This window comes from Microvirga lupini, assembly GCF_014191055.1.
Taxonomy (GTDB): Bacteria; Pseudomonadota; Alphaproteobacteria; order Rhizobiales; family Beijerinckiaceae; genus Microvirga; species Microvirga lupini_A.
Genome location: NZ_JACHWB010000001.1, coordinates 1,206,550 through 1,231,231 on the forward strand (window position 1 = coordinate 1,206,550; position 24,682 = coordinate 1,231,231).

At 60.1% G+C, this 24,682-nt stretch carries 27 protein-coding genes; 23 read left to right on the top strand and 4 right to left on the bottom strand.

Going from position 1 to position 24,682, the window contains the following annotated elements; all coding sequences use genetic code 11:
• The first annotated feature begins 57 nt into the window (after window positions 1-57).
• The 13 genes from FHR70_RS05985 (at window position 58) to FHR70_RS06045 (ending at window position 13,305) form a co-directional block, all read left to right on the top strand.
• Window positions 58-1,929, top strand: a complete 1,872-nt coding sequence (locus FHR70_RS05985; RefSeq protein WP_183448029.1) for a bifunctional sugar phosphate isomerase/epimerase/4-hydroxyphenylpyruvate dioxygenase family protein — start codon at window positions 58-60, stop codon at window positions 1,927-1,929.
• A 288-nt stretch (window positions 1,930-2,217) separates the two neighbouring features.
• Entirely contained in the window at window positions 2,218-3,507 is a 1,290-nt protein-coding gene (gene urtA / locus FHR70_RS05990; protein ID WP_183448031.1) for an urea ABC transporter substrate-binding protein, read from the top strand.
• 60 nt (window positions 3,508-3,567) lie between these two features.
• Window positions 3,568-5,160, top strand: a complete 1,593-nt coding sequence (gene urtB, locus FHR70_RS05995) for an urea ABC transporter permease subunit UrtB (protein ID WP_246407803.1) — start codon at window positions 3,568-3,570, stop codon at window positions 5,158-5,160.
• Complete coding sequence (gene urtC, locus FHR70_RS06000; protein WP_183448035.1) at window positions 5,157-6,293, top strand: urea ABC transporter permease subunit UrtC; 1,137 nt, start codon at window positions 5,157-5,159, stop codon at window positions 6,291-6,293. Before urtB ends, urtC begins: the two co-directional genes overlap by 4 nt.
• A gap of 3 nt (window positions 6,294-6,296) precedes the next feature.
• On the top strand, window positions 6,297-7,049 hold the full coding sequence (gene urtD, locus FHR70_RS06005; RefSeq protein WP_183448037.1) for an urea ABC transporter ATP-binding protein UrtD: 753 nt from the start codon (window positions 6,297-6,299) through the stop codon (window positions 7,047-7,049).
• A gap of 2 nt (window positions 7,050-7,051) precedes the next feature.
• Window positions 7,052-7,747 carry an urea ABC transporter ATP-binding subunit UrtE gene (gene urtE, locus FHR70_RS06010; protein ID WP_183448545.1) on the top strand — a complete coding sequence of 232 codons (696 nt, stop codon included), beginning with the start codon at window positions 7,052-7,054 and terminating at the stop codon, window positions 7,745-7,747.
• Window positions 7,722-8,564: an urease accessory protein UreD gene (locus FHR70_RS06015; RefSeq protein WP_183448039.1), complete on the top strand. Its 843-nt coding sequence runs from the start codon at window positions 7,722-7,724 to the stop codon at window positions 8,562-8,564. The genes urtE and FHR70_RS06015 overlap by 26 nt, the downstream gene beginning before the upstream one ends.
• Before the next feature lie 9 nt (window positions 8,565-8,573).
• Window positions 8,574-9,194, top strand: coding sequence for an urease subunit gamma (locus FHR70_RS06020; protein ID WP_183448041.1), 621 nt, complete (start codon window positions 8,574-8,576; stop codon window positions 9,192-9,194).
• On the top strand, window positions 9,194-10,921 hold the full coding sequence (gene ureC, locus FHR70_RS06025; protein WP_183448043.1) for an urease subunit alpha: 1,728 nt from the start codon (window positions 9,194-9,196) through the stop codon (window positions 10,919-10,921). The genes FHR70_RS06020 and ureC overlap by 1 nt, the downstream gene beginning before the upstream one ends.
• 2 nt (window positions 10,922-10,923) lie before the next feature.
• A complete protein-coding gene (locus FHR70_RS06030) occupies window positions 10,924-11,409 on the top strand; it encodes an urease accessory protein UreE (RefSeq protein WP_183448045.1) in 486 nt (161 codons plus the stop codon).
• Window positions 11,390-12,100 carry an urease accessory protein UreF gene (locus FHR70_RS06035; protein ID WP_246407804.1) on the top strand — a complete coding sequence of 237 codons (711 nt, stop codon included), beginning with the start codon at window positions 11,390-11,392 and terminating at the stop codon, window positions 12,098-12,100. Before FHR70_RS06030 ends, FHR70_RS06035 begins: the two co-directional genes overlap by 20 nt.
• Entirely contained in the window at window positions 12,097-12,720 is a 624-nt protein-coding gene (gene ureG / locus FHR70_RS06040; protein ID WP_210277482.1) for an urease accessory protein UreG, read from the top strand. The genes FHR70_RS06035 and ureG overlap by 4 nt, the downstream gene beginning before the upstream one ends.
• Before the next feature lie 12 nt (window positions 12,721-12,732).
• Window positions 12,733-13,305 carry a HupE/UreJ family protein gene (locus FHR70_RS06045; RefSeq protein WP_183448047.1) on the top strand — a complete coding sequence of 191 codons (573 nt, stop codon included), beginning with the start codon at window positions 12,733-12,735 and terminating at the stop codon, window positions 13,303-13,305.
• An 83-nt stretch (window positions 13,306-13,388) separates the two neighbouring features.
• Here FHR70_RS06045 and FHR70_RS06050 read toward each other — a convergent pair whose 3' ends face one another.
• The gene (locus FHR70_RS06050; RefSeq protein WP_183448049.1) at window positions 13,389-13,676 is read right to left on the bottom strand and encodes a (2Fe-2S)-binding protein; all 288 of its coding nucleotides are present in this window, start codon (window positions 13,674-13,676) and stop codon (window positions 13,389-13,391) included.
• Window positions 13,677-13,895: 219 nt separating this feature from the next.
• Between FHR70_RS06050 and FHR70_RS06055 the strand changes: the two genes are divergently transcribed.
• The 10 genes from FHR70_RS06055 to FHR70_RS06100 all read left to right on the top strand — a co-directional run bounded on the left by FHR70_RS06055 (window position 13,896) and on the right by FHR70_RS06100 (window position 20,394).
• Window positions 13,896-14,114 (top strand): hypothetical protein, encoded by a 219-nt coding sequence (locus FHR70_RS06055; protein ID WP_183448051.1) that lies wholly within the window; start codon window positions 13,896-13,898, stop codon window positions 14,112-14,114.
• A 13-nt stretch (window positions 14,115-14,127) separates the two neighbouring features.
• Entirely contained in the window at window positions 14,128-14,520 is a 393-nt protein-coding gene (locus FHR70_RS06060) for a hypothetical protein (protein ID WP_183448053.1), read from the top strand.
• Window positions 14,521-14,534: 14 nt separating this feature from the next.
• A complete protein-coding gene (locus tag FHR70_RS06065) occupies window positions 14,535-15,329 on the top strand; it encodes a cyclic nucleotide-binding domain-containing protein (RefSeq protein ID WP_183448055.1) in 795 nt (264 codons plus the stop codon).
• Window positions 15,330-15,507: 178 nt separating this feature from the next.
• Window positions 15,508-15,672: a periplasmic nitrate reductase, NapE protein gene (locus FHR70_RS06070; protein ID WP_425487847.1), complete on the top strand. Its 165-nt coding sequence runs from the start codon at window positions 15,508-15,510 to the stop codon at window positions 15,670-15,672.
• Between the two features lie 139 nt (window positions 15,673-15,811).
• Window positions 15,812-15,976, top strand: coding sequence for a 4Fe-4S dicluster domain-containing protein (locus FHR70_RS23890; RefSeq protein ID WP_246407902.1), 165 nt, complete (start codon window positions 15,812-15,814; stop codon window positions 15,974-15,976).
• Window positions 15,973-16,230 carry a chaperone NapD gene (locus FHR70_RS06080; RefSeq protein ID WP_183448060.1) on the top strand — a complete coding sequence of 86 codons (258 nt, stop codon included), beginning with the start codon at window positions 15,973-15,975 and terminating at the stop codon, window positions 16,228-16,230. Before FHR70_RS23890 ends, FHR70_RS06080 begins: the two co-directional genes overlap by 4 nt.
• Window positions 16,231-16,234: 4 nt before the next feature.
• On the top strand, window positions 16,235-18,754 hold the full coding sequence (gene napA, locus FHR70_RS06085) for a periplasmic nitrate reductase subunit alpha (RefSeq protein WP_183448061.1): 2,520 nt from the start codon (window positions 16,235-16,237) through the stop codon (window positions 18,752-18,754).
• A complete protein-coding gene (locus tag FHR70_RS06090; RefSeq protein WP_183448062.1) occupies window positions 18,751-19,224 on the top strand; it encodes a nitrate reductase cytochrome c-type subunit in 474 nt (157 codons plus the stop codon). The genes napA and FHR70_RS06090 overlap by 4 nt, the downstream gene beginning before the upstream one ends.
• A complete protein-coding gene (locus FHR70_RS06095) occupies window positions 19,224-19,841 on the top strand; it encodes a NapC/NirT family cytochrome c (RefSeq protein WP_183448063.1) in 618 nt (205 codons plus the stop codon). The genes FHR70_RS06090 and FHR70_RS06095 overlap by 1 nt, the downstream gene beginning before the upstream one ends.
• A gap of 4 nt (window positions 19,842-19,845) precedes the next feature.
• Window positions 19,846-20,394, top strand: a complete 549-nt coding sequence (locus tag FHR70_RS06100) for a DUF4142 domain-containing protein (RefSeq protein ID WP_183448064.1) — start codon at window positions 19,846-19,848, stop codon at window positions 20,392-20,394.
• 107 nt (window positions 20,395-20,501) lie between these two features.
• On the opposite strand, the gene nirK is transcribed toward FHR70_RS06100, so the two are convergent.
• The 3 genes from nirK to FHR70_RS06115 form a co-directional block, all read right to left on the bottom strand.
• The gene (nirK, locus tag FHR70_RS06105) at window positions 20,502-21,602 is read right to left on the bottom strand and encodes a copper-containing nitrite reductase (protein ID WP_183448065.1); all 1,101 of its coding nucleotides are present in this window, start codon (window positions 21,600-21,602) and stop codon (window positions 20,502-20,504) included.
• 300 nt (window positions 21,603-21,902) lie between these two features.
• On the bottom strand, window positions 21,903-23,816 hold the full coding sequence (locus FHR70_RS06110; RefSeq protein WP_183448066.1) for a nitric oxide reductase activation protein NorD: 1,914 nt from the start codon (window positions 23,814-23,816) through the stop codon (window positions 21,903-21,905).
• A gap of 14 nt (window positions 23,817-23,830) precedes the next feature.
• Window positions 23,831-24,643 (bottom strand): CbbQ/NirQ/NorQ/GpvN family protein, encoded by an 813-nt coding sequence (locus FHR70_RS06115; protein ID WP_183448067.1) that lies wholly within the window; start codon window positions 24,641-24,643, stop codon window positions 23,831-23,833.
• Window positions 24,644-24,682 lie beyond the last annotated feature (39 nt).

Consider the following 24,682-nt stretch of genomic DNA (forward strand, 5'->3'; position numbering starts at 1 on the left):
AGCGGGCCGAGCCGGAAACACGCTTCCATACACGTGAGAGGAAATGGATCGACGAGCATGCGCAAAGCCATCGCCACCGTCTGCCTGAGCGGCACCCTGACCGAAAAGATCGAAGCCATTGCGGCTGCGGAGTTCAAGGGCGTGGAGATCTTCGAGAATGATCTTCTCTCTTTCAACGGCACGCCGGCCGAAGTGCGGCGCATGATCGAGAGGCTTGGGCTTGAGACCATCACCTTCCAACCCTTCCGCGACTTCGAGGGCATGCCCGAGCCGCAGCGGGCGAAGGTCTTCGCCCGGGCCGAGCGCAAGTTCGACGTAATGGAGGAACTCGGCTGCGATCTCCTGATGGTGTGCAGCAACGTCTCTCCGGACTCGCTTGGCGGCATCGAGCGTGCGGCGGCTGATTTTCATGAACTCGGCGAGCGCGCTGCCAAGCGTGGCATGCGGGTGGCCTTCGAGGCGCTCTCCTGGGGGCGGCACATCCACGACTATCGTGATTCCTGGGAAGTGGTGCGTCGTGCAAACCATCCGGCAGTCGGGTTGGTACTCGACTCCTTCCATGTGCTGGCGCGCGGAACGGACCTGTCGGCGATCCGGTCCATCCCATCCGACAAGATCTTCCTCGTGCAGATGGCCGACGCGCCGAAGCTCGACATGGATTACCTGTCCTGGAGCCGGCATTACCGCTGCTTCCCAGGACAGGGTGACCTGCCCATCGACGACTTCATGGATGCACTTCACGCGACCGGTTTCGATGGGCTCCTGTCTCTTGAGATTTTCAACGACCGCTTCCGTGCCGGCTCCGCGCGCAGCGTTGCCATCGACGGACAGAGGTCGCTCATCGTCATGCTCGACGAACTCCGCCGGCGGACGGGAGCGGCTCTTCCTGGCCTCCAAACCCTTCCGCCCAAAGCAGTCTGCTCAGGCGTTGAGTTCGTCGAGTTCGCCGTCGACGAACGGAGCGCCGTTGGATTGGAGCACGTCCTAAAGGGACTTGGCTTTCAGAAAGCCGGGCTTCACCGCTCAAAAGCCGTGACCCGCTGGCGCCAGGGCGACATCAACATTGTCGTGAATGCCGACAAGGAGGGCTTCGCCCATTCCTTCAATATTACGCATGGCACTGCTGTCTGCGCCCTTGCTCTGCGGGTCGATGACGCGCCAAAGACCGTGGATCGGGCCATAACGCTGCTGGATCAGCCTTTCCAGCAGCCGGTCGGACCCGGCGAGATGAACATTCCGGCGGTCCGGGGGCTTGGCGGCAGCCTCCTCTACTTCGTGGATTGCAAAACCGGGCTGGACCGACACTGGGATTTGGACTTCGAGCCGGTCGCGGCAGACGATTTCACCGGAGTTGGTCTGGAATCCGTCGATCACGTCTCGCAATCAATGCATTATGAGGAGATGCTGACGTGGCTCCTGTTCTATACATCTCTCCTCGATGCCCAGAAGACGCCGATCCAGGCAGTCATTGATCCAGGTGGTGTGGTGCAAAGTCAGGCCATCGAGACGCGTGATGGAAAACTGCGCTTGATCCTCAATGCCTCCCAGAGTCAGCGTACCCTGTCGTCGCGGTTCTTGAATGAATTCTTCGGGTCAGGAGTCCAGCACATTGCGCTTGCGACTGGCGATATCTTCTCGACTATCGAGCGTCTCAAGGAGAACGGCGTCGATCTCCTTCCCATCCCGGAGAACTACTACGATGACCTTGAGGCCAGAACAGACTTGTCTGCGGAGGACGTAGATCGGCTGCGATCAGCCAACATCCTGTACGATCGCGATGGACCAGACGAGTACTTTCAGGCTTACACGAAAACACTCGCAGGCGGCTTCTTCTTCGAAATCGTGCAACGACGGAATTACCAAGGCTATGGAGCCATGAATGCTCCCATCCGCCTCGCGTCTCAGACACGTTTGGCCATGGAAGTGTAACCTTATGCAGTCCTGACCTCGAATCGGACTTAATTGTCAGCATTCTGACCGTGGGCGGACATTACACGACGGTTGCGAACGCCCGCTCCAAGTCATCAGCGCCTGGTTAACTCAGCTCTCCGCCTCAGATTTGAGCTTTCGCCGCTTTTCTGAGCAGCGGTTCGGATGACCTCCTGAGTTTAAGGAGGACGTGATAGCTTCACACGATCCTCACTAACCATAATGGCACGGTTCTTGCTTAATGCTCCATGCTGCACCTGAACAGGGCACGCAAGGGGAGAAGGACCTATGTCGATATTCACCATGACGCGAAGAAACCTCGTGGCGCTGACTGCAGCGGCTCTGGTTTCAGGCGCCACGCTGCAAGCCGCAAGAGCCGAGGAAACGATCAAGGTAGGGGTTCTCCACTCACTGTCGGGGACGATGGCCATCAGCGAAACGACGCTGAAAGACGTTATGCTGATGCTCGTCGAGGAGCAGAACAAGAAGGGAGGGCTGCTCGGCAGGAAGCTCGAAGCAGTTGTCGTCGATCCGGCCTCCAACTGGCCGCTCTTCGCCGAGAAGGCCCGCGAGCTCATCAGCCAGCATAAGGTTTCCGCCGTCTTCGGAGCATGGACCTCCGTGTCGCGCAAGTCGGTGCTGCCGGTCTTCAAGGAACTCAACAGCATCCTCTTCTATCCGGTTCAATATGAAGGCGAGGAGAGTGAGCGGAACGTGTTCTACACGGGTGCCGCTCCCAATCAGCAAGCCATTCCGGCCGTCGATTACCTCGCCAAGGAAGAGAAGGTCGAGCGTTGGGTTCTGGCTGGCACTGATTATGTTTATCCGCGTACGACCAACAAGATACTGGAAGCCTATCTGAAGTCCAAGGGCGTGAAGGCTGAGGATATCATGATCAGCTACACGCCGTTCGGGCATTCCGACTGGCAGACAATTGTCGCCGACATCAAGAAGTTCGGCTCATCCGGTAAGAAGACGGCGGTCGTTTCTACGATCAACGGCGACGCCAATGTGCCGTTCTACAAGGAACTCGCTAACCAAGGCGTCAAGGCCACTGATATTCCGGTCGTGGCGTTCTCGGTCGGAGAGGAAGAGCTTGCGGGCATCGACACGAAGCCTCTCGTCGGGCACCTTGCAGCCTGGAACTACTTCCAATCGGTAGAGACGCCCGAGAACAAGGCTTTCATCGAGAAATGGAAGACTTTCACGAAGAACGCGAAGCGCGTCTCCAATGATCCGATGGAAGCCCATGTGATTGGCTTCAACATGTGGGTGAAGGCCGTCGAGAAGGCTGGCACGACTGATCCCGACAAGGTCATCGATGCCATCGTGGGAATTCAGGTGCCGAACCTCACCGGTGGCGTCTCTGAGATGCTCCCCAACCACCACATCACCAAGCCGGTGCTGATTGGTGAGATCAAGGAGGACGGGCAGTTCGACACCGTCTGGCAGACCGATGGCCTCGTCTCGGGCGATGCTTGGTCGAAGCACCTGGACGGTTCCAAAGACCTGATTGCCGATTGGCAGACCCTCAAATGCGGCAACTATAACACCGTAACGAAGAAGTGCGGCTCCTAAACACCTGACATGGGGGCGGCATTGGCCGCCCTCGCTGCCCCTCTATTCAAAGTTCTTCTCATGTATTGCTTGCACCATATTTTACGAGCCTTGCTTCTGTTGCTCGGCATGGCTTCCGCGGCCTTGGCAGGCCCCTATGAAGAGGCACTGCCCAAGTTCGCCAACGACAGCTATGCGGATACGGATGCCGCAATCGGCGCTGTCGCAAGCAGCGGCAATCCCTTGGCTGTGGATGTTGTCGAGGCTTTGCGCGACGGAAGACTTCTCATAGGGTCTGGTCAGGTTTTCATTCGCCGATCGTCCGGAGAACTGATCAACGCTGCCACCGGTCAAGCATGGGGCAGCCCGGCTGGCGAACTTAAGCCTGTCCGGATCAATAATCGGTTGCGCCGCGCCATCGAGGCTGCACTCGGCAACCTGACATTGCTCAGTCCCGATGCCGGCAGGCGTTTGGAGGCCGCTCGTGCCGTGTTCCGCTCCCGCGATGAGGCGGTTCTGCCGACGCTGGAAAAAGCCATTGCGCAAGAAAGCCAGGCTCATGTCAGGAATGCCCTGGAGAACGCGCGCGCTGCCATTCTCCTGAGCCAGCTGGATGCTTTGCCGATGCAGAGGCTTGGAGCGATCGAAACCCTGGAGGCTCGTGGCGACCAGGATGCGCTCGCCCTCCTGTCCAATCTGCCGCCCGACGCAACGCCCGAAATGAAGGCCGGCGCAGGGAAGGCAGTCGCCGGCATCCACACCCGCTTAGCATTATGGGAGGCGGTCCAAAACGTGTGGTACGGCATCTCCCTTGGATCCGTCCTGCTGCTCGCCGCCATCGGCCTCGCCATTACCTTCGGCACGATGGGCGTCATCAACATGGCCCATGGCGAGATGGTGATGCTGGGGGCCTATACGACCTTCGTGGTGCAGGAAATCATCCGCGCGTATGCTCCCGGTCTTTTTGGAGCCTCGCTTTTCATAGCTCTGCCGCTCGCCTTTCTGGTCGCAGGCGCCGTCGGCGTTCTCATTGAGAGAACGGTTATACGCTTCCTTTATGGCCGACCTCTGGAAACACTGCTCGCGACATGGGGGATCTCTCTCATTCTGCAGCAGGGTGTGCGCACGATCTTCGGCCCCACGAACCGAGAGGTCGGAACACCGGCATGGATGAGCGGTGCGCTCGAGGTCGGGGCGATGAGCCTGACCTACAACCGCATTGCCATCGTGGTCTTCGCCTTCTCGGTCTTCGCGGTCCTGCTCCTCGTGCTGCGATACACATCGCTGGGACTTTACGTGCGGGCTGTCACCCAGAACCGGCGCATGGCGGGCTCCATGGGTATCCGGACCAACCGCATCGACGCCCTGGCCTTTGGGCTCGGATCGGGAGTGGCAGGTATCGCCGGAGTGGCGCTCTCCCAGATCGACAATGTCAGCCCTAATCTGGGGCAGGGCTACATCATCGACAGCTTCATGGTCGTTGTGTTTGGTGGCGTTGGAAACTTGTGGGGCACGCTGGTCGGTGCGATGACGCTCGGCATCGCCAACAAACTGCTCGAACCCTATGCGGGAGCTGTGCTGGGTAAGATCGTCCTGCTGATTGCGATCATCCTCTTCATCCAAAGGCGTCCGCGCGGGCTCTTCGCGCTCAAAGGGAGGGCGGTCGAAGCATGAGAACGCAATCATTCTTTGACCGGCAGACCACTCTGGTTCTGTCGCTCCTGGCCGCCGTAGCCATCCTGGTGCCGTCCATGAACGGACTAGCCGCGCCCGGATCGGCGCTGCACCTCTCGGATCACTTGGTGCCACTGCTTGGCAAGTATGTTTGCTTTGCCCTGCTGGCGCTCTCTGTCGATCTCATCTGGGGTTTTTGCGGCATTCTGTCCCTCGGGCACGGTGCCTTCTTTGCCTTGGGCGGCTACGCCATGGGGATGCACCTCATGCGGCAGATCGGTCCGCGCGGCGTCTATGGTGATCCGATCCTGCCAGATTTCATGGTGTTCCTGAACTGGAAGGAATTGCCCTGGTTCTGGCACGGCTTCGACTCGTTTCCCTTCGCTGTGCTCATGGTGCTGCTGGTGCCGGGAGCGCTCGCCTTCGTTTTCGGCTGGTTCGCCTTCCGCTCCCGGGTCACGGGTGTTTATTTATCCATTATCACCCAAGCCATGACCTTCGCCTTAATGCTAGCCTTCTTCCGGAATGACATGGGACTGGGCGGCAACAACGGGTTGACCGACTTCAAGGAGATCCTTGGCTTCACCGTACAGGCGGGATCGACCAGGATTGTCCTGTTCGTGCTTTCGGTTCTGGCGCTTGCGGGTGGCTATCTGCTCTGCCGATGGGTTGTAGGCTCCACCTTCGGCAAAGTGCTTGTGGCCGTGCGCGATGCGGAAAGCCGCACGCGGTTCCTTGGCTACAGGGTTGAACACTACAAGCTCGTCGTATTCACACTCTCGGCCATGCTAGCGGGCATTGCAGGTGCGCTTTACGTGCCTCAGGTTGGCATCATCAACCCAAGCGAGTTTGCTCCCGCCGGCTCCATCGAGGTTGTCATCTGGGTTGCTGTCGGCGGCCGCGGAACTCTGGCCGGGCCCATTCTCGGGGCGTTGCTGGTCAATGCCGGAAAAACCTGGTTCACCGCCGCACTGCCGGAGTTCTGGCTGTTCGCCCTGGGTGGGCTTTTCGTCTTCGTTACGATCTTCATGCCACGCGGCATTCTTGGCGCTGTTGGGGATCTTTGGGAGAGGTCCAGTCAAAGATTTCGATCAGGTCGTCAACCACAACCTGTCACCCATGCGGCGGAGTAAGCCATGACCGCGCCTGTTACGCCGACCCTGCTTTACCTGGACAATATCACAGTCTCTTTCGATGGCTTCCGTGCCCTGAACGCTCTGTCGCTCACCGTCGATCATGCGGAGATGCGCGCCATCATTGGTCCCAACGGAGCTGGCAAGACGACCATGATGGATGTGATCACCGGCAAAACAAGACCAAGCGAGGGCACGGCTTTGTTCGAAGGTTCCCATGATCTGTCTGCTCTTGATGAGGCAGCCATCGCCGAGCTCGGCATCGGCCGGAAGTTTCAGACGCCGACCGTGTTTGAGATGCACACGGTCGAAGACAATATGCTTCTCGCGTTGAAGAACGAGCGAGGGCCTCTGGCAACCCTGTTCTCTCGTCGAACGACCCATGAAAAAGAGAGAATTGATGCATTGCTGGAGAGAGTGCGTCTTACCGCTCATCGCTATCGCCCGGCAGGCGAACTGTCTCATGGGCAGAAGCAATGGCTCGAAATCGGGATGCTATTGGCGCAAGAGCCTAAGCTCCTGCTGATCGACGAGCCTGCCGCCGGGATGACGGACCAGGAGACCGCCGATACCGTCGACCTTCTGCGTGACATCGCCATGAGCAAGGCCGTGATCGTGGTTGAGCACGACATGGCCTTTGTGCGTGATCTCGGCGTGAAGGTCACCTGCCTGCATGAGGGCTCCGTACTAGCCCAGGGATCGCTCGATGCGGTGAGTGCCAATGAGCGTGTGGTCGAGGTGTATTTGGGTCGATGACGATGCTTGCAGTGGAAAATCTGTCCCTCCATTACGGTGCCGTCCAGGCCCTGCGCGGCGTTTCCGTTGCTGCCGCCGTAGGCGAGGTCACATGCGTTCTGGGGCGGAATGGTGTGGGCAAGACGTCCCTGCTCCGAGCCATAGCGGGCCACCGCCCGATCTCAGGCGGCAGCATCCTTTTCGAAGGACAGGACATCGCCCGCCTGAAACCCTTTGAACGTGCAGCGCGGGGCATTGCCTATGTGCCCCAGGGACGCGAGATCTTCCCGCTCCTGACGGTGAAGGAAAATCTTGAGACCGGCTTTGCTCCCTTAAAGCGCAGCTCACGGCAGGTTCCTGAAGAGGTGTACGACCTCTTTCCGGTGCTCAAGTCCATGCTTGGGCGGCGCGGTGGCGATCTCTCAGGCGGGCAGCAACAGCAACTCGCGATCGGTCGGGCGCTGGTGATGCGCCCGCGCCTCCTGGTGCTCGATGAACCGACCGAGGGCATCCAGCCCTCGATCATCAAGGACATCGGACGTGCCATCGCTTACCTGAGAGAGCGTAAGGACATGGCCATCCTGCTCGTGGAGCAATACTTCGATTTCGCCCGTGATTTGGCAGACCGCTTCGTGGTCATGGAGCGTGGTGAAATCGTTCAGCACGGTGACCGTGCAGCGCTGGAGGGGAACGATGTTCGTCAGCGCCTTGCCATCTGAAGGCGATCCTGCGCTGCGTCAGCGGGCCCTGGGCCGAGTGTCCTTCATGGCAGCGAACCTCGAAGGGCAGACCCGACCGCTACGTATCGAGGAAAGCGGTTCCATGCGCATCCGCCTCCCGAAAGGGGAGGGCGCAGGTCTGGATGCCGTTCTCGTCAACACGGCAGGCGGCATTGCCTGCGGGGATCGTTTCTCGATCGAGATCGACGCACAGGCGGGTGCCTCCGTGACTGTTGCAACGCCTGCCGCGGAGAAGGTCTACCGCTCGGATGGGGCTGTCTCCAAGCTATCGGTGACACTCAAGGCAGGAGCGGGATCCCAAATCGACTGGCTGCCACAAGAGACGATCCTGTTCGATCAGGCAAGGCTCGAAAGGCAGCTTGAGGCAACCGTTGCCGAGGACGCGCGCCTCACCCTGCTTGAGGCGGTGGTCTTTGGGCGCGCAGCGAGAGCGGAGCGCATCTTGGATGGCCTCTTTATTGATCGGTGGCGTATCTGCCGCGGGTCGCGCCTCATTTATGCGGACACCTTGCGGCTGGAAGGTCCGATCGCCGATCTGCTGCAGAAGCCTAGCGTAGGCAACGGTGCCCGTGCTCTCGCGACCTTGATTCACGTCTCGCCTGGAGCCGAAGCCCGCCTGGATTCGGTACGCGAACATCTATCCTCTGGGCAGGGTTGCGACGCAGCGGCAAGCGCCTGGAATGGCCTTCTCGCCGTGCGCTTCTGTGCCGTCACCGTTGAAGCGCTACGGGCTTCCGTCTGCTCATTCCTCCTCACCTTTCGTGGCGAGCCCCTGCCTCGCGTCTGGCTCAGCTAGGACTTCCAAATGCAACTGACACCTCGCGAAAAAGACAAGCTCCTCATCGCCATGGCCGCGATGGTGGCTCGCCGCCGCCTGGAGCGTGGCGTGAAGCTCAATCACCCGGAAGCCATCGCCCTCATTACCGACACGGTCGTGGAAGGCGCCCGCGACGGGCGATCTGTCGCCGAGCTGATGGAGGCGGGCGCGCATGTTGTCGCAGCCGATCAGGTCATGGAGGGTGTGGCCGAGATGATTCACGACGTTCAGGTTGAGGCCACTTTCCCCGATGGCACCAAACTCGTCACAGTGCACCACCCGATCCGGGGCGCGGCCTCCAAGGATGTGCCTGGCGAAGTCATGGCTCAGGAAGGCGATATCGTCTTCAATGAGGGCGCGGAACGCACCGTTGTGACCGTGGCAAACACAGGAGACCGCCCCATCCAAGTGGGAAGCCACTACCATTTCTTTGAAACCAATCCAGCCTTGTCCTTCGAGCGCGAAATGGCGCGAGGCATGCGCCTGGATATCACACCCGGTACAGCGTTGCGGTTCGAACCTGGCTCCACGCGAGAGGTTGTTCTGATCCCATTGTCGGGCAAGCGCGAGGTCTACGGTTTCCGCCAGGGCGTGATGGGAGCTCTCTGATGACGAATGGAAGAAAGCCCGCCTCTCTCCCGCGCGCGGCTTATGCCAATATGTTCGGCCCCACCAAGGGCGACAGGATCAGGCTCGCAGATACTTCGCTCGTGATCGAGGTTGAGAAGGATTTCACGACCTATGGTGAGGAAGTTAAGTTCGGGGGCGGCAAGGTCATTCGCGATGGAATGGGTCAGGGACAGGCAACCCGCGCCGAGGGTGCGGTCGACACCGTCATTACCAATGCGGTTGTTCTTGATCATTGGGGCATTGTCAAAGGTGATATCGGGATCAAGGGCGGGCGGATCACCGGGATCGGTAAGGCCGGCAATCCGGATGTGCAGCCCAATGTGGACATCGTCATCGGCCCAGGAACGGAGATCATCGCCGGCGAAGGAAAGATCGTCACGGCAGGCGGGTTTGATTCTCATATTCACTTCATCTGCCCGCAGCAGATTGACGAAGCCCTGATGTCCGGCATCACGACGATGCTTGGAGGCGGCACAGGACCGGCTACCGGCACCTTCGCGACTACCTGCACGCCGGGGCCTTGGCACATCGCTCGCATGATCGAGGCCGCAGAGGCCTTTCCCATGAACCTGGCCTTCACCGGCAAGGGGAATGCCTCACGTCCGGGTGCGTTGGAGGAGATGATCGAGGCCGGAGCTTGCGCCATGAAGCTCCACGAGGACTGGGGAACCACGCCCGCGGCAATCGATTGCTGTCTGTCGGTGGCCGATGCCTACGACGTCCAGGTGATGATCCATACCGATACCCTCAACGAGTCCGGCTTCGTCGAGGACACCATCGCTGCGTTCAAGGGACGCACGATCCATGCCTTTCACACGGAAGGGGCAGGGGGCGGCCACGCGCCGGACATCATCAAGGTGGCTGGCCTTCCCAATGTGCTGCCATCATCTACCAATCCGACGCGACCTTACACGGTAAACACCATCGACGAGCATCTCGATATGCTCATGGTCTGTCACCATCTCGATCCGTCGATTCCTGAGGATCTGGCTTTCGCGGAAAGCCGCATTCGCAAGGAGACCATTGCGGCCGAGGATATCCTTCACGATATCGGCGCGCTCTCGATGATGTCCTCCGACAGCCAGGCCATGGGCCGCGTGGGCGAGGTCATCATCCGCACTTGGCAGACTGCGCACAAGATGAAGGTGCAGCGCGGGCCGCTGCCCGGCGAGACCGGTGACAACGATAACCTACGCGTCCGCCGTTACGTGGCAAAGTACACGATCAATCCTGCCATTGCTCACGGAGTGTCCCGGCATATCGGCTCGATCGAGGCTGGAAAGCTTGCTGATCTCGTGGTCTGGACGCCTGCCTTCTTCGGTGCGAAGCCCGATCTGGTCATTAAAGGCGGAGCCATTGCGGCGGCGCTGATGGGTGACCCGAACGCCTCGATCCCGACGCCGCAACCGGTGCATTACCGCCCGATGTTCGGCGCCTATGGTCGGGCTCTGGCGACAACCTCGCTCACCTTCGTGTCCAAGGCGGCGGTCGAGAACGGCTTGGCCGAGAGGATTGGGGTCCAGAAGCAGCTTGTCGCCATAGAAAACGTTCGCAGTGGCATTGGCAAGAAGGACATGGTGCTGAACAACGCGACCCCCTTCATCGAGGTCGATCCGGAAACCTATGATGTTCGCGCCGACGGTGAGCTGTTGCTCTGCGAACCTGCCAAAGTCCTTCCCATGGCTCAACGTTACTTTTTGTTCTAATCATGATCCGCGCAACATCCATCATCCGCCGTGACGCTGTCGATTCAGACCGCGTCGTCGATATCATCACCCTCGATCACGGCGATCGCCACCGGCGCCGCATCATGATGAACGCCGATGGCGGAACGGCTTTCCTTCTTGATCTGGATAGGGCCGACGTACTCGAGGACGGCGATGCCATCCGTCTCGACAGCGGCTGGCTCGTAGCAGTGAAAGCCGCGCCTGAAAAGCTCATCAAGGTTTCGACTGAGAATCCCCTCGATCTCCTCACTCTGGCTTGGCACATCGGCAACCGGCACGTGCCCGCAGAGATTACGTTAGAAGCAATCTACATCGGCTATGATCACGTGCTGCTCGATATGCTGCAGGGCTTAGGAGCCAAGACCAAGTTTGTGGATCGGCCCTTCCGGCCTGTAAGGGGAGCGTACCACCATCACGAACACGGCGGCCATTCGGGCGATCAACATCATGGGCATGGACATGGATGATGCATTCCTGCTGAAAGGAGCTGGGAACGGGCATGGCATCCTGCCGATCTTGGCCTGGCTCTCCCCAACTTATCCGGTCGGTTCTTATGCCTATTCCCACACGTTGGAATGGGCTGTTGACGCGGGGGACGTCACTAACGACGAGAATCTCGTTGCATGGCTAAAAGATCAGATGACTCTCGGCTTCGGCCGAAACGATGCAATTCTGCTGAGCCATGCCTATCGGGCGGTAGAAGCTGACGATGCCACGGCTCTCGAAGGTGTCAACGACTTGGCTCTTGCACTGTGCCCATCCGGTGAGTTGTATCTAGAGACGAGCCAGCAGGGACGCAGCTTCCTCGATGCCACCTTGGCGGCTTGGCCTGCGCCTGGATTGATCGATCTGAAAGGTGACGTGGCATTCCCGGTTGCCATCGGCATGGCGGCTGCGGCCCACGGCGTTCCTCTGCCTATCACCTTAAGCGCCTATCTCTTCTGCCTCGTTCAGACGCTTGTCTCTGCGGCCATCCGGCTCGCACCCATTGGGCAGACGGCAGGCACCCGCGTCTGTGCCGCCTTGGCTTTGGCGGTGCAAGAGATTGCACAGGAAACCATCAGTCTATCTCTCGATGATATTGGTGGCACAACCTTCCGAGCGGATCTCGGCTCCTTCCATCATGAAGACCAGTATACGAGGCTTTTTCGATCATGATTTCTCAGACAGGACCTCTTCGCGTTGGCATCGGTGGGCCGGTCGGCTCAGGCAAGACTGCTCTCATGGAGGCGCTCTGCAAGACCTTCCGCGAGCGCTACGACATCTGTGCTATCACCAACGACATTTACACCAAGGAAGATGCACGTCTCCTCACTGTGGCCGGAGCCCTGCCGGTGGAGCGCATCATGGGTGTCGAGACGGGTGGATGCCCGCATACGGCTATTCGCGAGGACGCTTCAATCAATCTCGCGGCCATTGCGACCATGTGCAAGCGCTTTCCAAAGCTCGACATCGTGCTGGTTGAGTCCGGAGGCGATAATCTGGCGGCAACCTTCTCACCTGAACTCGCGGATCTGACGATCTACGTCATCGACGTCGCAGGTGGCGAGAAGATCCCCCGCAAGGGTGGTCCGGGAATCACTCGTTCAGATCTTCTGGTCATCAACAAGATCGATCTCGCGCCTCACGTCGGCGCTGACCTTGCCATCATGGAAGACGACACGAAGCGTATGCGAAGCCTGCGCCCTTACGTCTTCAGCAACGTCCGAGCAGGTGTGGGCGTAAGCTCCATCGCTCAGTTTATCGAACAGGCTGGCGGCTTGGCCGCAGTCGCGTAAGAGGAGCTATTCATGAAAATCAAACATACTATCCTTGCAGCAGCAATGTCACTAGCCGCAACGCCGGCGTTGGCTCACAATTGGATGCCTTCAGATTCGGGGTTTTCTGCCGGATTCCTCCATCCGTTTGGCGGAAGCGATCACATGCTTACCATGGTGGGCGTAGGCCTTTTCGCCGCGTCGCTCAGGGGAAGAGCCCTCATCGCCGTGCCTGCCAGCTTTGTGCTTATGATGCTGGTGGGTGGAGCATTTGGTATCGCGGGTTTCCATATTCCCGCAGTCGAAGCAGTAATTGTGGCTTCCGTTATCGCCATGGGAATTGTTGTAGCGCTAGGGTGGTCTTGGCCCGTCGGTGCCGCAGCGATGCTCGCTGGTCTCATGGCCCTTTTTCACGGCTATGCGCATGGCGCCGAAATCCCAGCAGGAGCGACTGTCCTTCCATACTGCGCCGGGTTCATGCTGGCGAGTACCGCCTTGCAGTCCCTCGGTATTCTTATGGGGCACATTATCTTAAGACAGGGTAAGACAACCCGTCCGCTCGGAGCCATCATCATGTTTGCAGGTCTCGTCCTTACCTTCGGCTGAACGAAGAGACATCGTCTCCAAAGCGAGAATCGAGGCTTCGCTCCGGTCCTTTTCACCTATCTCATAGGGCCGCTTCATTTCAGTCATATGAACCGCGAGCGGGGCATCCATCTCTTCCGCTGTACGGCAGGCAGGTTCAAGTTTGCTTGTTGGTTCAGCGGGCAGGCTGCTTCACGATCTGCCGAACAGGCGTGCTTTTCGGCCAACCGCTCATCCAATATGGAGCGGATCGTCGTTGCGCATCGCCCGCACTGCGGGCCACAGCCGAGGTCGCGGTAGACCTGAGCGGGCGTATGAGGGCAGTCCAAGCTTGACTTAAGGCAGGCGCGCACTTCGCCGTCCGAGAAGACATTGCACGAGCAGACGATCACGAAGACCTCCTATCCAGAAGCAAGGTGACAAGCGCCTGACCCTTGAAGAGCAGCCATATGAAGCTCGTCTTGGCTTCGGGATATACCGCATGGATTCACGGAATTGATTGCGACAGATCAAACTGTCTGGCGGGGCAACAAACGCTCCGAGTTTGTCATGTCGCAAATTAGCAGGAGCGACGATGCGGTAAGGATCTGCCGGTTCAGTGGAGCCTGCCCATGGCTATTTGGTTTTATCGTTCCGTATTACGCTCTTTGAGCCGAGGGTTTGCCATCGCCATGTTGCTGGTCGGAACGGCAATGATGGCGCTCGTCGCCAGTTTGGCATTCTTTGGAGCTCTGATCAGCCTTCCAGTTCTTCTTTGTCTTCGGGAGGTGCGGCGACGCCTGCAGTCGGGCGTCATTCGCGAGGACCATTATGTTGGTCACCAGCGGTAATTAGGACAGAGCCATGACCATCAGATTGCATGAGGAGAGGCCGCTCCGCCAGACGGAGCCCCTGAATCCCGTGCAGTTACTCACCCGGGTTCGTGCTGTGGTCAGCATGCTTGATTTGAACTGCGTCTGCCGCAGCAAGCTCAATGCCGCTTTGGAGCGGTTCGAGAACCTGGAAACCCGGCGCCAGCTCAGGACGCTGCTCCTTGATGCCCGACATCAAGCAGAGCGCATTGGCGCGCTGCTCGAACTCGCAGGCGAACTCGATACCATCGATTCGGATGAGACGGACCTGGGGGTCTTCGATGAAATTACGCTCCTCTTTCAAGACATCGGAGCTGCGGCACAAGCGGGAGCGGCGGACATGTCAAAGGCGAAGCGCCTCGCTGCAGCACGCGGAACTGGATGAACCAGGAGAATTAAGTGATCGTAAGTGACGTTCTTGCGACAGGGTTGCTTCAAGGTCTTGATAAGGAGACCGCCGAAAGCGTGTTGCTGCTGGCCGAAAGGCGAATGGTTGCGGCAGGAGACATCGTTTTCACAGCAGGGGAGCCCGCCTGCGCCGTGCATGTGCTGGTTTCCGGGGTCGTGCATTTGGTCCAGTGTACTCCCAACGGCTCTCGCATAATTGTCAAGTACGTCCGGCCGGGTGAGGTTTTCGGCAGCCCGGCTCTGCTGGGGCGGTTCTATCCGACCGACGCCATCACGGTCACCGATTGCCTCGAACTCCAATGGCCTTCGGAGGTCATGCGCTGGCTGGTGGATCGAAACCCTGCTATGGCACTCAACGTGATTCGCAATCTTGAGGCACGCCTGCGCGAGATGGAAAGCAGAGTGCGGGATCTTTCGACCGAACCTGTCGAGCAACGCCTTGCCCGTGCGATTCTGCAACTGGTCGATACATATGGCCAACTGACCGAGGAGGGGGTCGAGATTCCATTTCCTGTGAGCCGACAGGATCTTGCAGACCTCATCGGCTGCACCCTCCACGTGGTCAGCCGAACGCTGTCAACGTGGGAGACGCAGCGCCGGGTCAAACGCTACAGGCGCCGCCTGGTAATCGCTGATGTCGAGGCTGTCGCGGGGGTTCTCTATGGAAGTCAGCCTCAAGTAAGAGAGGCTCCTTCATTGCCAGTTCATGGAGTTGAGGCGATTGCTACCTTTCACTCGGCAGCAAAAATTAGCATCGGACGACATGACGTGAACAATGCTACGTAAGTCTGGTCAATCATTTCGAATTTAAGTCTTTGTATAATTTATTATTTTTTCTTAGAGCGCCTATGGCTACGTAACTCTACGGACTATACTCTAGCCAAACTGGAGTGCCAGTGTACACTGGAACCTTCGCTTGTGAGGGCTGTTCATTATACCCAAGGTCTGCTTCCAGATGTCGATCATGCAATCAGAAATAGTGGAATCGGGCAGGAAGAAACGGGAAATCCTTACGTTTCTTATTCTTGCAGTCATGATCTGGCCCTTCATCGCCGTTGGAGTGGTCGCTGGATGGGGCTTCATCGTCTGGATGTACTATCTGTTTACTGGACCGCCTGGTCCCGTCTGATGGGGCGCCCATGACTGAGACCATTCATCTTAAGCGTCGTCATTTTCTGCTCGGCAGGTTCTCTGCAGGCGATCAATCTGAGAGCCCTCCCGTGGCCGTCATCGGACGCTCGTGCTTTGCTTTCCAGGGGATTGCCTGCATGAGCTGCCGTGATGCCTGTCCCACCGGCGCCGTGCGTTTTGACCTTGCCTTGGGTGGTGCCCGCCCCAGGATCATAAGCGATGCCTGCACCGGTTGCGGTGACTGCTTCCAGGCCTGTCCTGCCAATGCCATCGAACTTTCTGTCGTCGAGGAGGGCTCATGAACGGCGAGTGCCACATTTCCAGTCTCGTCGTTCACAGCCGTCCCGATCAGGTCCAGTCGATCCTCGAAGGCATTCGCTCGGTCCAGGGCGCAGAGGTTCACGGCGGCGCCGACACCGGCAAGCTGATCGTCACCCTTGAGACCGATACCGAGAGCCAAGTCGTCGAGCGCATCAACGCCATTCAGCTTCTCGACGGCGTCCTTGCCGCCACCCTCGTGTTCCACCACTTCGAGCCAGCCCAAGAGCGGGAGTAGACCCATGGACGTCACGCGCCGCACCATCCTGAAAACCCAGGCTGCCGCCGCTGCGGCCACCGCTGCGGGTATTTCAATTCCTGCCGAGGCCCAGAACATCCCGACGGGCGAAGACATTCAGCTCCAGTGGTCCAAGGCCCCGTGCCGCTTCTGCGGCACCGGATGCGGGGTGATGGTGGGCGTGAAGGACGGCCGCGTTGTCGCTACGCATGGCGACATGCAGGCGGAGGTCAACCGAGGCCTCAACTGTGTGAAGGGCTACTTCCTGTCCAAGATCATGTACGGGGCTGATCGACTCACGCAGCCGCTCATGCGCATGAAGAACGGCCAATACGCCAAGGATGGCGAGTTCCAGCCGGTTTCCTGGGATCGCGCCTTCGACGAGATGGCCGCACAGTGGAAGCGGGTGCTGAAGGAGAAAGGACCTGAGTCCGTCGGCATGTTCGGCTCCGGCCAATGGACTATGTGGGAGGGTTATGCCGCGTCCAAGCTGATGCGGGCGGGCTTCCGTTCCAATAACCTCGATCCGAACGCACGCCACTGCATGGCGTCAGCGGCCGTGACCTTCATCCGCACCTTCGGCATGGACGAGCCGATGGGCTGCTACGACGACTTCGAGCATGCGGATGCTTTCGTGCTCTGGGGCTCAAACATGGCCGAGATGCACCCGATCCTGTGGACCAGGGTAACCGACCGCCGCTTGAGCCATCCTCATGTGAAGATTGCGACGCTTTCCACCTATGAGCACCGGACAACGGATCTGTCCGATATGTCCTTGATCTTCAAGCCGAACTCAGATCTGGCGATCCTGAACTACATCGCCAACTACATCATCCAGAATGGCGCGGTGAACCGCGAGTTCGTCGAGAAGCACTGCAACTTCAGGCTGGCCAATACAGATATCGGTTACGGGCTGCGGCCTGACAATGTTCTGGAACAGCGGGCGCAGCATGCCAACGACGCGCAGGTCTCCCACCCGGCGAGCTTCGAGGATTACGCGAAGCTCATGAGCCAGTACACAGTCGAGAAGGCCTCGGAGATTTCGGGGGTTCCGAAGGAGCGGCTTGAGGCGCTGGCTCGCATCTACGCCGATCCTCAGACCAAGGTGATGTCGCTCTGGACCATGGGCTTCAACCAGCACGTCCGTGGCGTCTGGGCCAATCATATGGTCTATAATCTCCACTTGCTCACGGGAAAGATATCTGAGCCCGGCAACTCTCCCTTCTCACTTACAGGACAGCCCTCGGCTTGTGGCACCGCGCGCGAGGTAGGCACTTTCGCACACCGTTTGCCCGCCGACATGCAGGTCGCCAATCCCGAGCACCGCAAGCATGCCGAGGAGATCTGGAAGCTTCCGCATGGGCTCTTACCCGGGAAGGTCGGCTACCATGCCGTGCAGCAGGACCGTATGCTGAAGGACGGCAAGCTCAACGCCTACTGGATCATGGTCAACAACAACCTCCAGACGGCGCCGAACACCAACAACGAAACCTATCCTGGCTATCGAAATCCAGCGAATTTCGTGGTGGTGTCGGATGCCTATCCGACTGTGACCGCCATGGCGGCGGACCTGATCCTTCCAGCCGCAATGTGGGTGGAAAAGGAGGGCGCCTATGGCAATGCGGAGCGGCGTACCCACTTCTGGCACCAACTCGTCAACGCTCCGGGGGAAGCCCGCTCCGACCTCTGGCAATTGATGGAGTTCTCCAAGCGCTTCTCCACCGATGAGGTCTGGACGAAGGAAATTCTCGACGCCCATCCGGAGTACAGGGGCAAGAGCCTGTTCGACGTCCTCTTCAGGAACGGCAACGTGGACAAGTTCCCGCTGTCCGAAATGGATCCGACCTACGAGAACCGGGAATCGAAGGAGTTCGGCTTCTACGTTCAGAAAGGGCTATTTGAGGAGTTCGCCCAGTTCGGCGCCGGGCACGGGCACGACTATGCTCCTTTCGACACCTACCATCAGGTACGCGGGATGCGTTGGCCCGTCGTGAACGGACAGGAGACGCGCTGGCGCTACCGCGAAGGCTATGACCCGTATGTGGAGAAGGGAAGCGGAGTTCAATTCTATGGAAACCCCGACAAGAAGGCTAATCTCATAGGCGCTCCCTATGAGCCGCCGGCCGAGTCTCCAGATGCCGAATATGATATGTGGCTCGTCACGGGGCGCGTTCTGGAGCACTGGCATTCGGGTTCCATGACCTTGCGCGTTCCTGAACTTTACAAGGCATTCTCGGGTGCCGTCGTATTCATGCATCCGGACGATGCGGCCAAGCGAGGTCTCAGGCGAGGGCAGGAGGTCAAGGTCGTGTCGCGGCGCGGGGAGATCCGGAGCCGCATTGAGACGAGGGGACGCAACCGCGTGCCGCCTGGGCTAATCTTCGTTCCGTTCTTCGACGCAAGCCAACTTATCAATAAGGTCACGCTAGACGCCACGGACCCGATCTCGAAGCAAACCGACTTCAAAAAGTGCGCCGTCAAGGTGGTGGCGGTCGCGAGTGCCGATGCGGGAGGTCAGCAATGAGGTGTGGAATCTTTGCGGTGCTGGTCGGCATCGGCCCATTGCTAGCGGCCGGTGCGATCCTCGCTCAGGACGCGCCGCGCCTGCGTGGGCCTGAGCCGTTCACAAAGGAAACTCCGGCTCCACCGATGCAGCGGCAGATCACCGATGACGTGCGTGTGGGCCGCAACTATCCCGACCAGCCTCCAGTGATCCCACATTCGATTGAAGGCTATGCCGTCGACCTGAACGCCAACAAGTGCATGTCGTGTCATGCGCGCAAGTTCACTGAGCAGAGTCAGGCTCCGATGATCAGCGTGACGCATTATCAGGACCGGGCCGGCAACACGCTCGGCGGATTGGCGCCGCGCCGCTATGTCTGCGTGGCTTGCCACGTGCCACAGACAAACGCGAAGCCCCTCGTGGAGAACGTGTTCACCGATATGGACGCCATCACCGAGCCCGAGCGGCAGCCTGCAAGGGGGAGGCAATGATGGCGGCTGGCATCGCACGGGCCTGGGGCTGGTTCCGCGGCAACCGATGGGTCAAGACGGCGCTGAGCCCGCCAGGTTACTTAAGCCTAGCATTCCTCACGCTCGGTGGCTTCGTCGCCGGTGTGATTTTCTGGGGCGGCTTCAACACCGCGCTCGAATACACGAACACGGAGAAGTTCTGCGTGGGCTGCCATGAGATGCAGGCAAACGTTTTCGAGGAGTTGAAGGGCACCATCCACTTCACCAATCGTTCCGGCGTGAGGGCTACGTGCCCTGATTGCCACGTTCCGCACGAATGGACCAACAAGATCGCCCGCAAGATGCAGGCTTCGAAAGAGGTTTGGGGGCATATCTTCGGCTCGATCGATACGCGGGAGAAGTTCCTGGCCATGCGCAAGCATCTGGCCGAGCGCGAATGGGCGCGCATGAAAGCGAATGACTCGCTGGAATGCCGCAATTGCCACAGCGATGATTCAATGGACCTCACGAAGCAGAATCCTCGCGCTGCGTCAGCGCACGAGCGCTTTCTGTTCTCCGGCGAAAGAACCTGCATCGATTGTCATAAGGGCATCGCGCACCGTCTGCCGGATATGTCTGGCGTTCCAGGATGGCAGTAAGCTCATGAAAGCCTTCAGATCGCTCATTGCCTCCTCAATCCTCGCGGTGGCCTTGTCTGCCATAAGCCCGGCGGTCCAGGCGCAAGGGCAGGGAACGTCCGGCAGCCCTGCACAGACGCGCCCTATCGAACCTGAGGAATTCTTGCGTCTGGCCTACAGCTCGGCGTCTCTTCAGGGGCAGGCCGCCAAGTTGGCCGCCAGCCGTGAGACGAGACCGGAGGTCAAGAGCTACGCGGCCACGGCCGCAGATTTTCGCCTTGACCTTCTTCAGCGGATCGAAGCCTTCGCCAAGGCGCGCGGCCTGCGGCTTCCGTCCGTGAAGGAGTTCGAGCATCAGGTCATCATCGAGAACCTGGAGCCCCTCGACTATCTCGCGCTGAGCCGGCGCTATGCCGAAATCCAGGTGCAGGCGCTCGATCAGGAACTGACAATCTACCGCGCCGGAAGCCAAAGCGCCCATCAAGAAATCAAGTCGTTCGCCGATCAGGTGCTTCCAGAGCTGCAGAAGCAGCGCGAGGGAGCCCAGAAGATGTACGAAGCGGTCAGGCCCTGACCGGAGCGCAGCCTTCGAACATCCTAGTTTGCACTTATGACGTCGCACGAATTTAGGCCCGGGGTTCGCCCGGGCCTTGTGCTTTGGCTCTGTCCTGATTGCTGGCATTAGTGGCCGGTCGACTGGGCCGATCTCTGCGGGTTGTAGTCCTTGAAGATCGCTTCGTTCTGCGGCCCTTCGACCTGGAGGATACCGGCAAGGCCACGCTCGACGCGGCTGAGAGCATGATCGACCAGGATGTAGTTTCCGGGAACCTCAACCTTGAAATCCACCACGCTTGCACCGCCGGGAGGGGTGGTGATCGTCTGAACGTCTTTCATCGGCGAGCTCAGCGATGCCATCGGGTAAGCCTTATCGAAGATCTCGCCAATCACGTGGAAGGACGAAGTGTAATTCGGGCCACCAACGCCGAAGTAGATCCGGACCGTCTCACCGACCTTTGCTTTGAGCGGGTTCTTCTTCAGAGCGTCGGTGCTGCCGTTGAAGATGAAGTACTCGGGGCGCTCGCTGAGGAGCTTATCGATGCTCTCATCTGCATGACCCTTCGTGCCGTAGGCCTGCTCGGTGTAGATCTCTCCTTGCATGACGTAGAATTCATGATCAACCTTTGGCAGCCCTTCCTCCGGCTCCACCAGGATCATGCCATACATTCCGTTGGCGATGTGCTGTGCGACAGTAGGTGTAGCACAGTGGTAGACATAGAGGCCGGGGTTAAGCGCCTTGAACTCGAAGCCGCGAGTCTCGCCGGGAGCAGCTTCAGTAGCCTTCGCGCCGCCGCCGGGGCCTGTGACCGCATGGAAGTCGACGTTGTGCATCATAAGGCTGTCTTCGGCGTTCTTCATCTTGACTTCAACCGTGTCGCCGACGCGGACGCGCACGAAGGGTCCTGGAACCTTATTGTTGAAGGTCCAGTAATGATAGGTGGTCCCGTCAGCCAGCTGGCCAGTCACTTCTGTGGTTTCCAGGTCGACCTTGACACGCTGCGGGCCCCGTTTTCCGATAGGACCGGGAAGATCGGTGGGCAGGCGTACGATGTTCACAGGACCTGCGCTCGCTTCCGCGTGCGTATGGACATGAGGGGTGGCTGCGGCAACCTTGTCGCCTGCACGGGCAGGCAGCGGCTGTGTCAGCAGGGCCGCTGCGCCAAGCGCAAGAACGGCAGCGGTCGCGAGTAGCGGCCGGCGTCCCGAGAGTGTCATGGTCTTCATCGTCATCTCCTTTGTGGGACCGCCTGGCGGATCGTTTTGGTCCGTCATCGGATGAAGATGTTTTACGACAAGAGCTCGAGCGCTTATTTGTTGCGGCGCAAATAAGCTTGATCATACGGACAATTACGTAGGGAGGCGCAGGTTGAGCGCCGGTCAAACGCTGACCGCAGTCCCTAAATCCTTACGTCATGTGCCATTCCGACAGCATCCCTTGATCTGGGAGAAGCTGAGGCTCATGCCACAATGCAAAATGGCAAGCTCAATGGACTGAGCCTCTTGTATGTCGCGGAAGAGGATTGTTTAGCGGATGAGCTGCCGATAAATGGCTGGGAGAGCGGATGGCAGCTTCGCCACCTGACCCACAATGGCATAGCCGCCGCGGCCGAACAGGGTCGGGAAGTACGATTGCGCCTCCCGGTCCACGGTCACGCCAAACACGGTGACGCCCGCTCTCCGGGCCTCGATCACAGCCCGGCGGGTATCCTCGATGCCGAAGCGGCCCTCATAATAGTCGATGTCATTCGGCTTGCCGTCGGTCAGCACCAGCAGCAGCTTCTGCCGGTTCGGACGCTCGGAGAGTTTCGCCGTGGCATGGCGGATACCCGCACCGATCCGGGTGTAGTAGCCGGGCTTCAGGGCCGAGATGCGCCGCACCACGGCTTGGTTCATCGGCTCGTCGAAGTCCTTCACGGTTTCGACCCGCACCCAGGACCGGCGGCGCGACGTGAAGGTCAGGATGGAATGGGAATCGCCACAGGCGGCCAACCCATGCGCCAGCACCATCAGCGCTTCCTTCTCGACATCGAGCACCCGACGGTTGTCCACCCAAGCATCGGTGGACAGCGAGACGTCAACCAGCAGCGTCACGGCGAGATCGTGCGCCTGACGCTTGCTGGCGAGGTGAACGCGATCCGAACCTGAACCTCCTGAGAGCAGGTCGCTGCGGGCGCGCACCAGCGCGTCGATGTCGAGCTCCTCGCCATCCGGCTGCGCCCGCAGGATCTCGTGCTTGGGCCGCAGCGCCTCGAACTGCCGGCGCACGCGCCGGATCAGCCGGCGAGCCTCATCGTCGGCCTCCCAAGCCTCGCCCTGTTCGGGCGCAGGGGCCGCAAGCACCCGGCAGTGGTTCGGCAGATAGGCTTTGCGGGTATAGTCCCATTCCGGATAGGTGAGATCGGCCGTCAGGCTCGCCGTGTCGACGGCCTCCGGTGGCAGGTCGAGATCGAACTTAAGCCTGGTGGCCGGCTTGCCCTTGTGCTGGGAGAGCGGAATCTCCTCCATCTCGTCCAGGGCCTTCTCGGCGTTCTCGTCCTCGTCATCGTCGGAGGGGCGGTTGACGTTGACCATCTCCGCCATGGCCAGGATCTTCTCGAACCGGTTGAGGATGAACGGGTCGCTGCGGTGGGGCTGATCCGCTTCGCGCCGTGCGGCGAAGCGCTTGCGCGTGTCCGCGGCGGCGAGATCACTGGTTGCTGCCGGCTCGTCGCTGCTGCGATTGGGTTCTCCGGTCTCACGGGTCCAGGTGTCGCCCCAGAGCGGAACGGGCAGGAAGGGCTGGTAGCCCGCAGGGGCTTGGCGTGGAAGGGACGCGTCGCAAGCCGCCGTGTCCCAGAAGGGAGGCGGCGTCGCACCACCGTCCCCGAGGAGCGAGAGCACGATCTGCTCGATCCTGCGCTCCGCAGCCGGCAGGGGGCGCTGCGGCCGCTCCTCCAGCATGGCGGTGCAAAGGTCCTTGTACATGCCCGCCAGGCCGGGGCACTCCGCCAGAACGGCGGCGACCGTCTCCCGCACCCGCCGGAGCATCAGGATGTCCCGGCGCAGCGGATCGGCTTCATGGATCGGCTCCAGGGGAGCATGGGCGAAGTAGGCCGCGAGCCAGAGATAAAGCGCGCGATTGAGCACGCTTGACGGGAACAGCTCGATCCGCGGCGGCAGGAACAGGGTGGCCGCGTCCCGTCCGGGCTGCTCGAGCCGCTCCTCGGTGACGCCAAGGCGCTGAAGGAAGTTCAGGCGGTGGGACGAGGCGCGCGCGGCGGTGCCAGCAAGCTGCACGCCGGTCTCGCCGCCGAGGCCGCGGAAGAAGACCGCGAGGGATCCGCGGACCTCGTCAAGGGAGACGCCAAGCTCGGGGTAGCGCGGGTAGGTCACCGCGCGGCCGACCAGCCGGTGCCAGAACTGGCCGACGGTTTCTTCGAGTTCGAGGAAGTCGAGCATGGCGGATCTCCGGATCAGGCGAGCGTCGCGCGAGCAACCTCGATCAGGGCCTTCTTGACGTCGAGATCGTCGGTCAGCGGCTCGATCATGGCGGCGAGAACCGCTTCTTCAACCGGGACCCCCGCGGCAATGAGGGACGCGCAGTAGACCACCAAGCGTGTGGACACGCCTTCCTCCAGGTCCTGGCCTTTGAGCGCCCGCAGGCGGCGGGCCAGCAGGAGCAGTGGACGCACACGCGCCGCGGACAGGCCGCTCTCGGCCGCGACGACGACGCTCTCGTGCTCGACCGGCAGGAAGTCGAACTCGATGGCCACGAAGCGCTGGCGCGTGGAAGGCTTCAGCGACTTGAGCAGGGTCTGATAGCCGGGATTGTACGACACGACGAGCATGAAGGAATCCGGCGCCTGCAGCTCCTCGCCCGTGCGGTCGAGCGGCAGGATGCGCCGGTCGTCGGTGAGGGGATGGAGCACCACGGTCACGTCCTTGCGCGCCTCCACGATCTCGTCGAGGTAGCAGATGCCGCCCTCGCGCACGGCGCGGGTGAGGGGGCCGTCGGCCCAGACCGTATCGCCCCCCTTCAGGAGATAGCGACCGGTGAGGTCGGCGGCCGTGAGATCGTCGTGGCAGGAGACGGTGTGGAGGGGCAGCCCGAGTTTTGCCGCCATATGCGCGACAAACCGTGTTTTGCCGCAGCCGGTCGGACCTTTCAGGAGCAGGGGCAGGCGCTTGCTCCAGGCCAGCTCGAAGAGAGCGCCTTCATTGCCGGCTGGAACGTAGTAGGGGATTTCGACGGCGGGTTCAGGAACGGCTTGCAGCAGGGGTTTCATCGGTCAATCCTCAATATTCGAGACGGGGCAGGGCGGCCC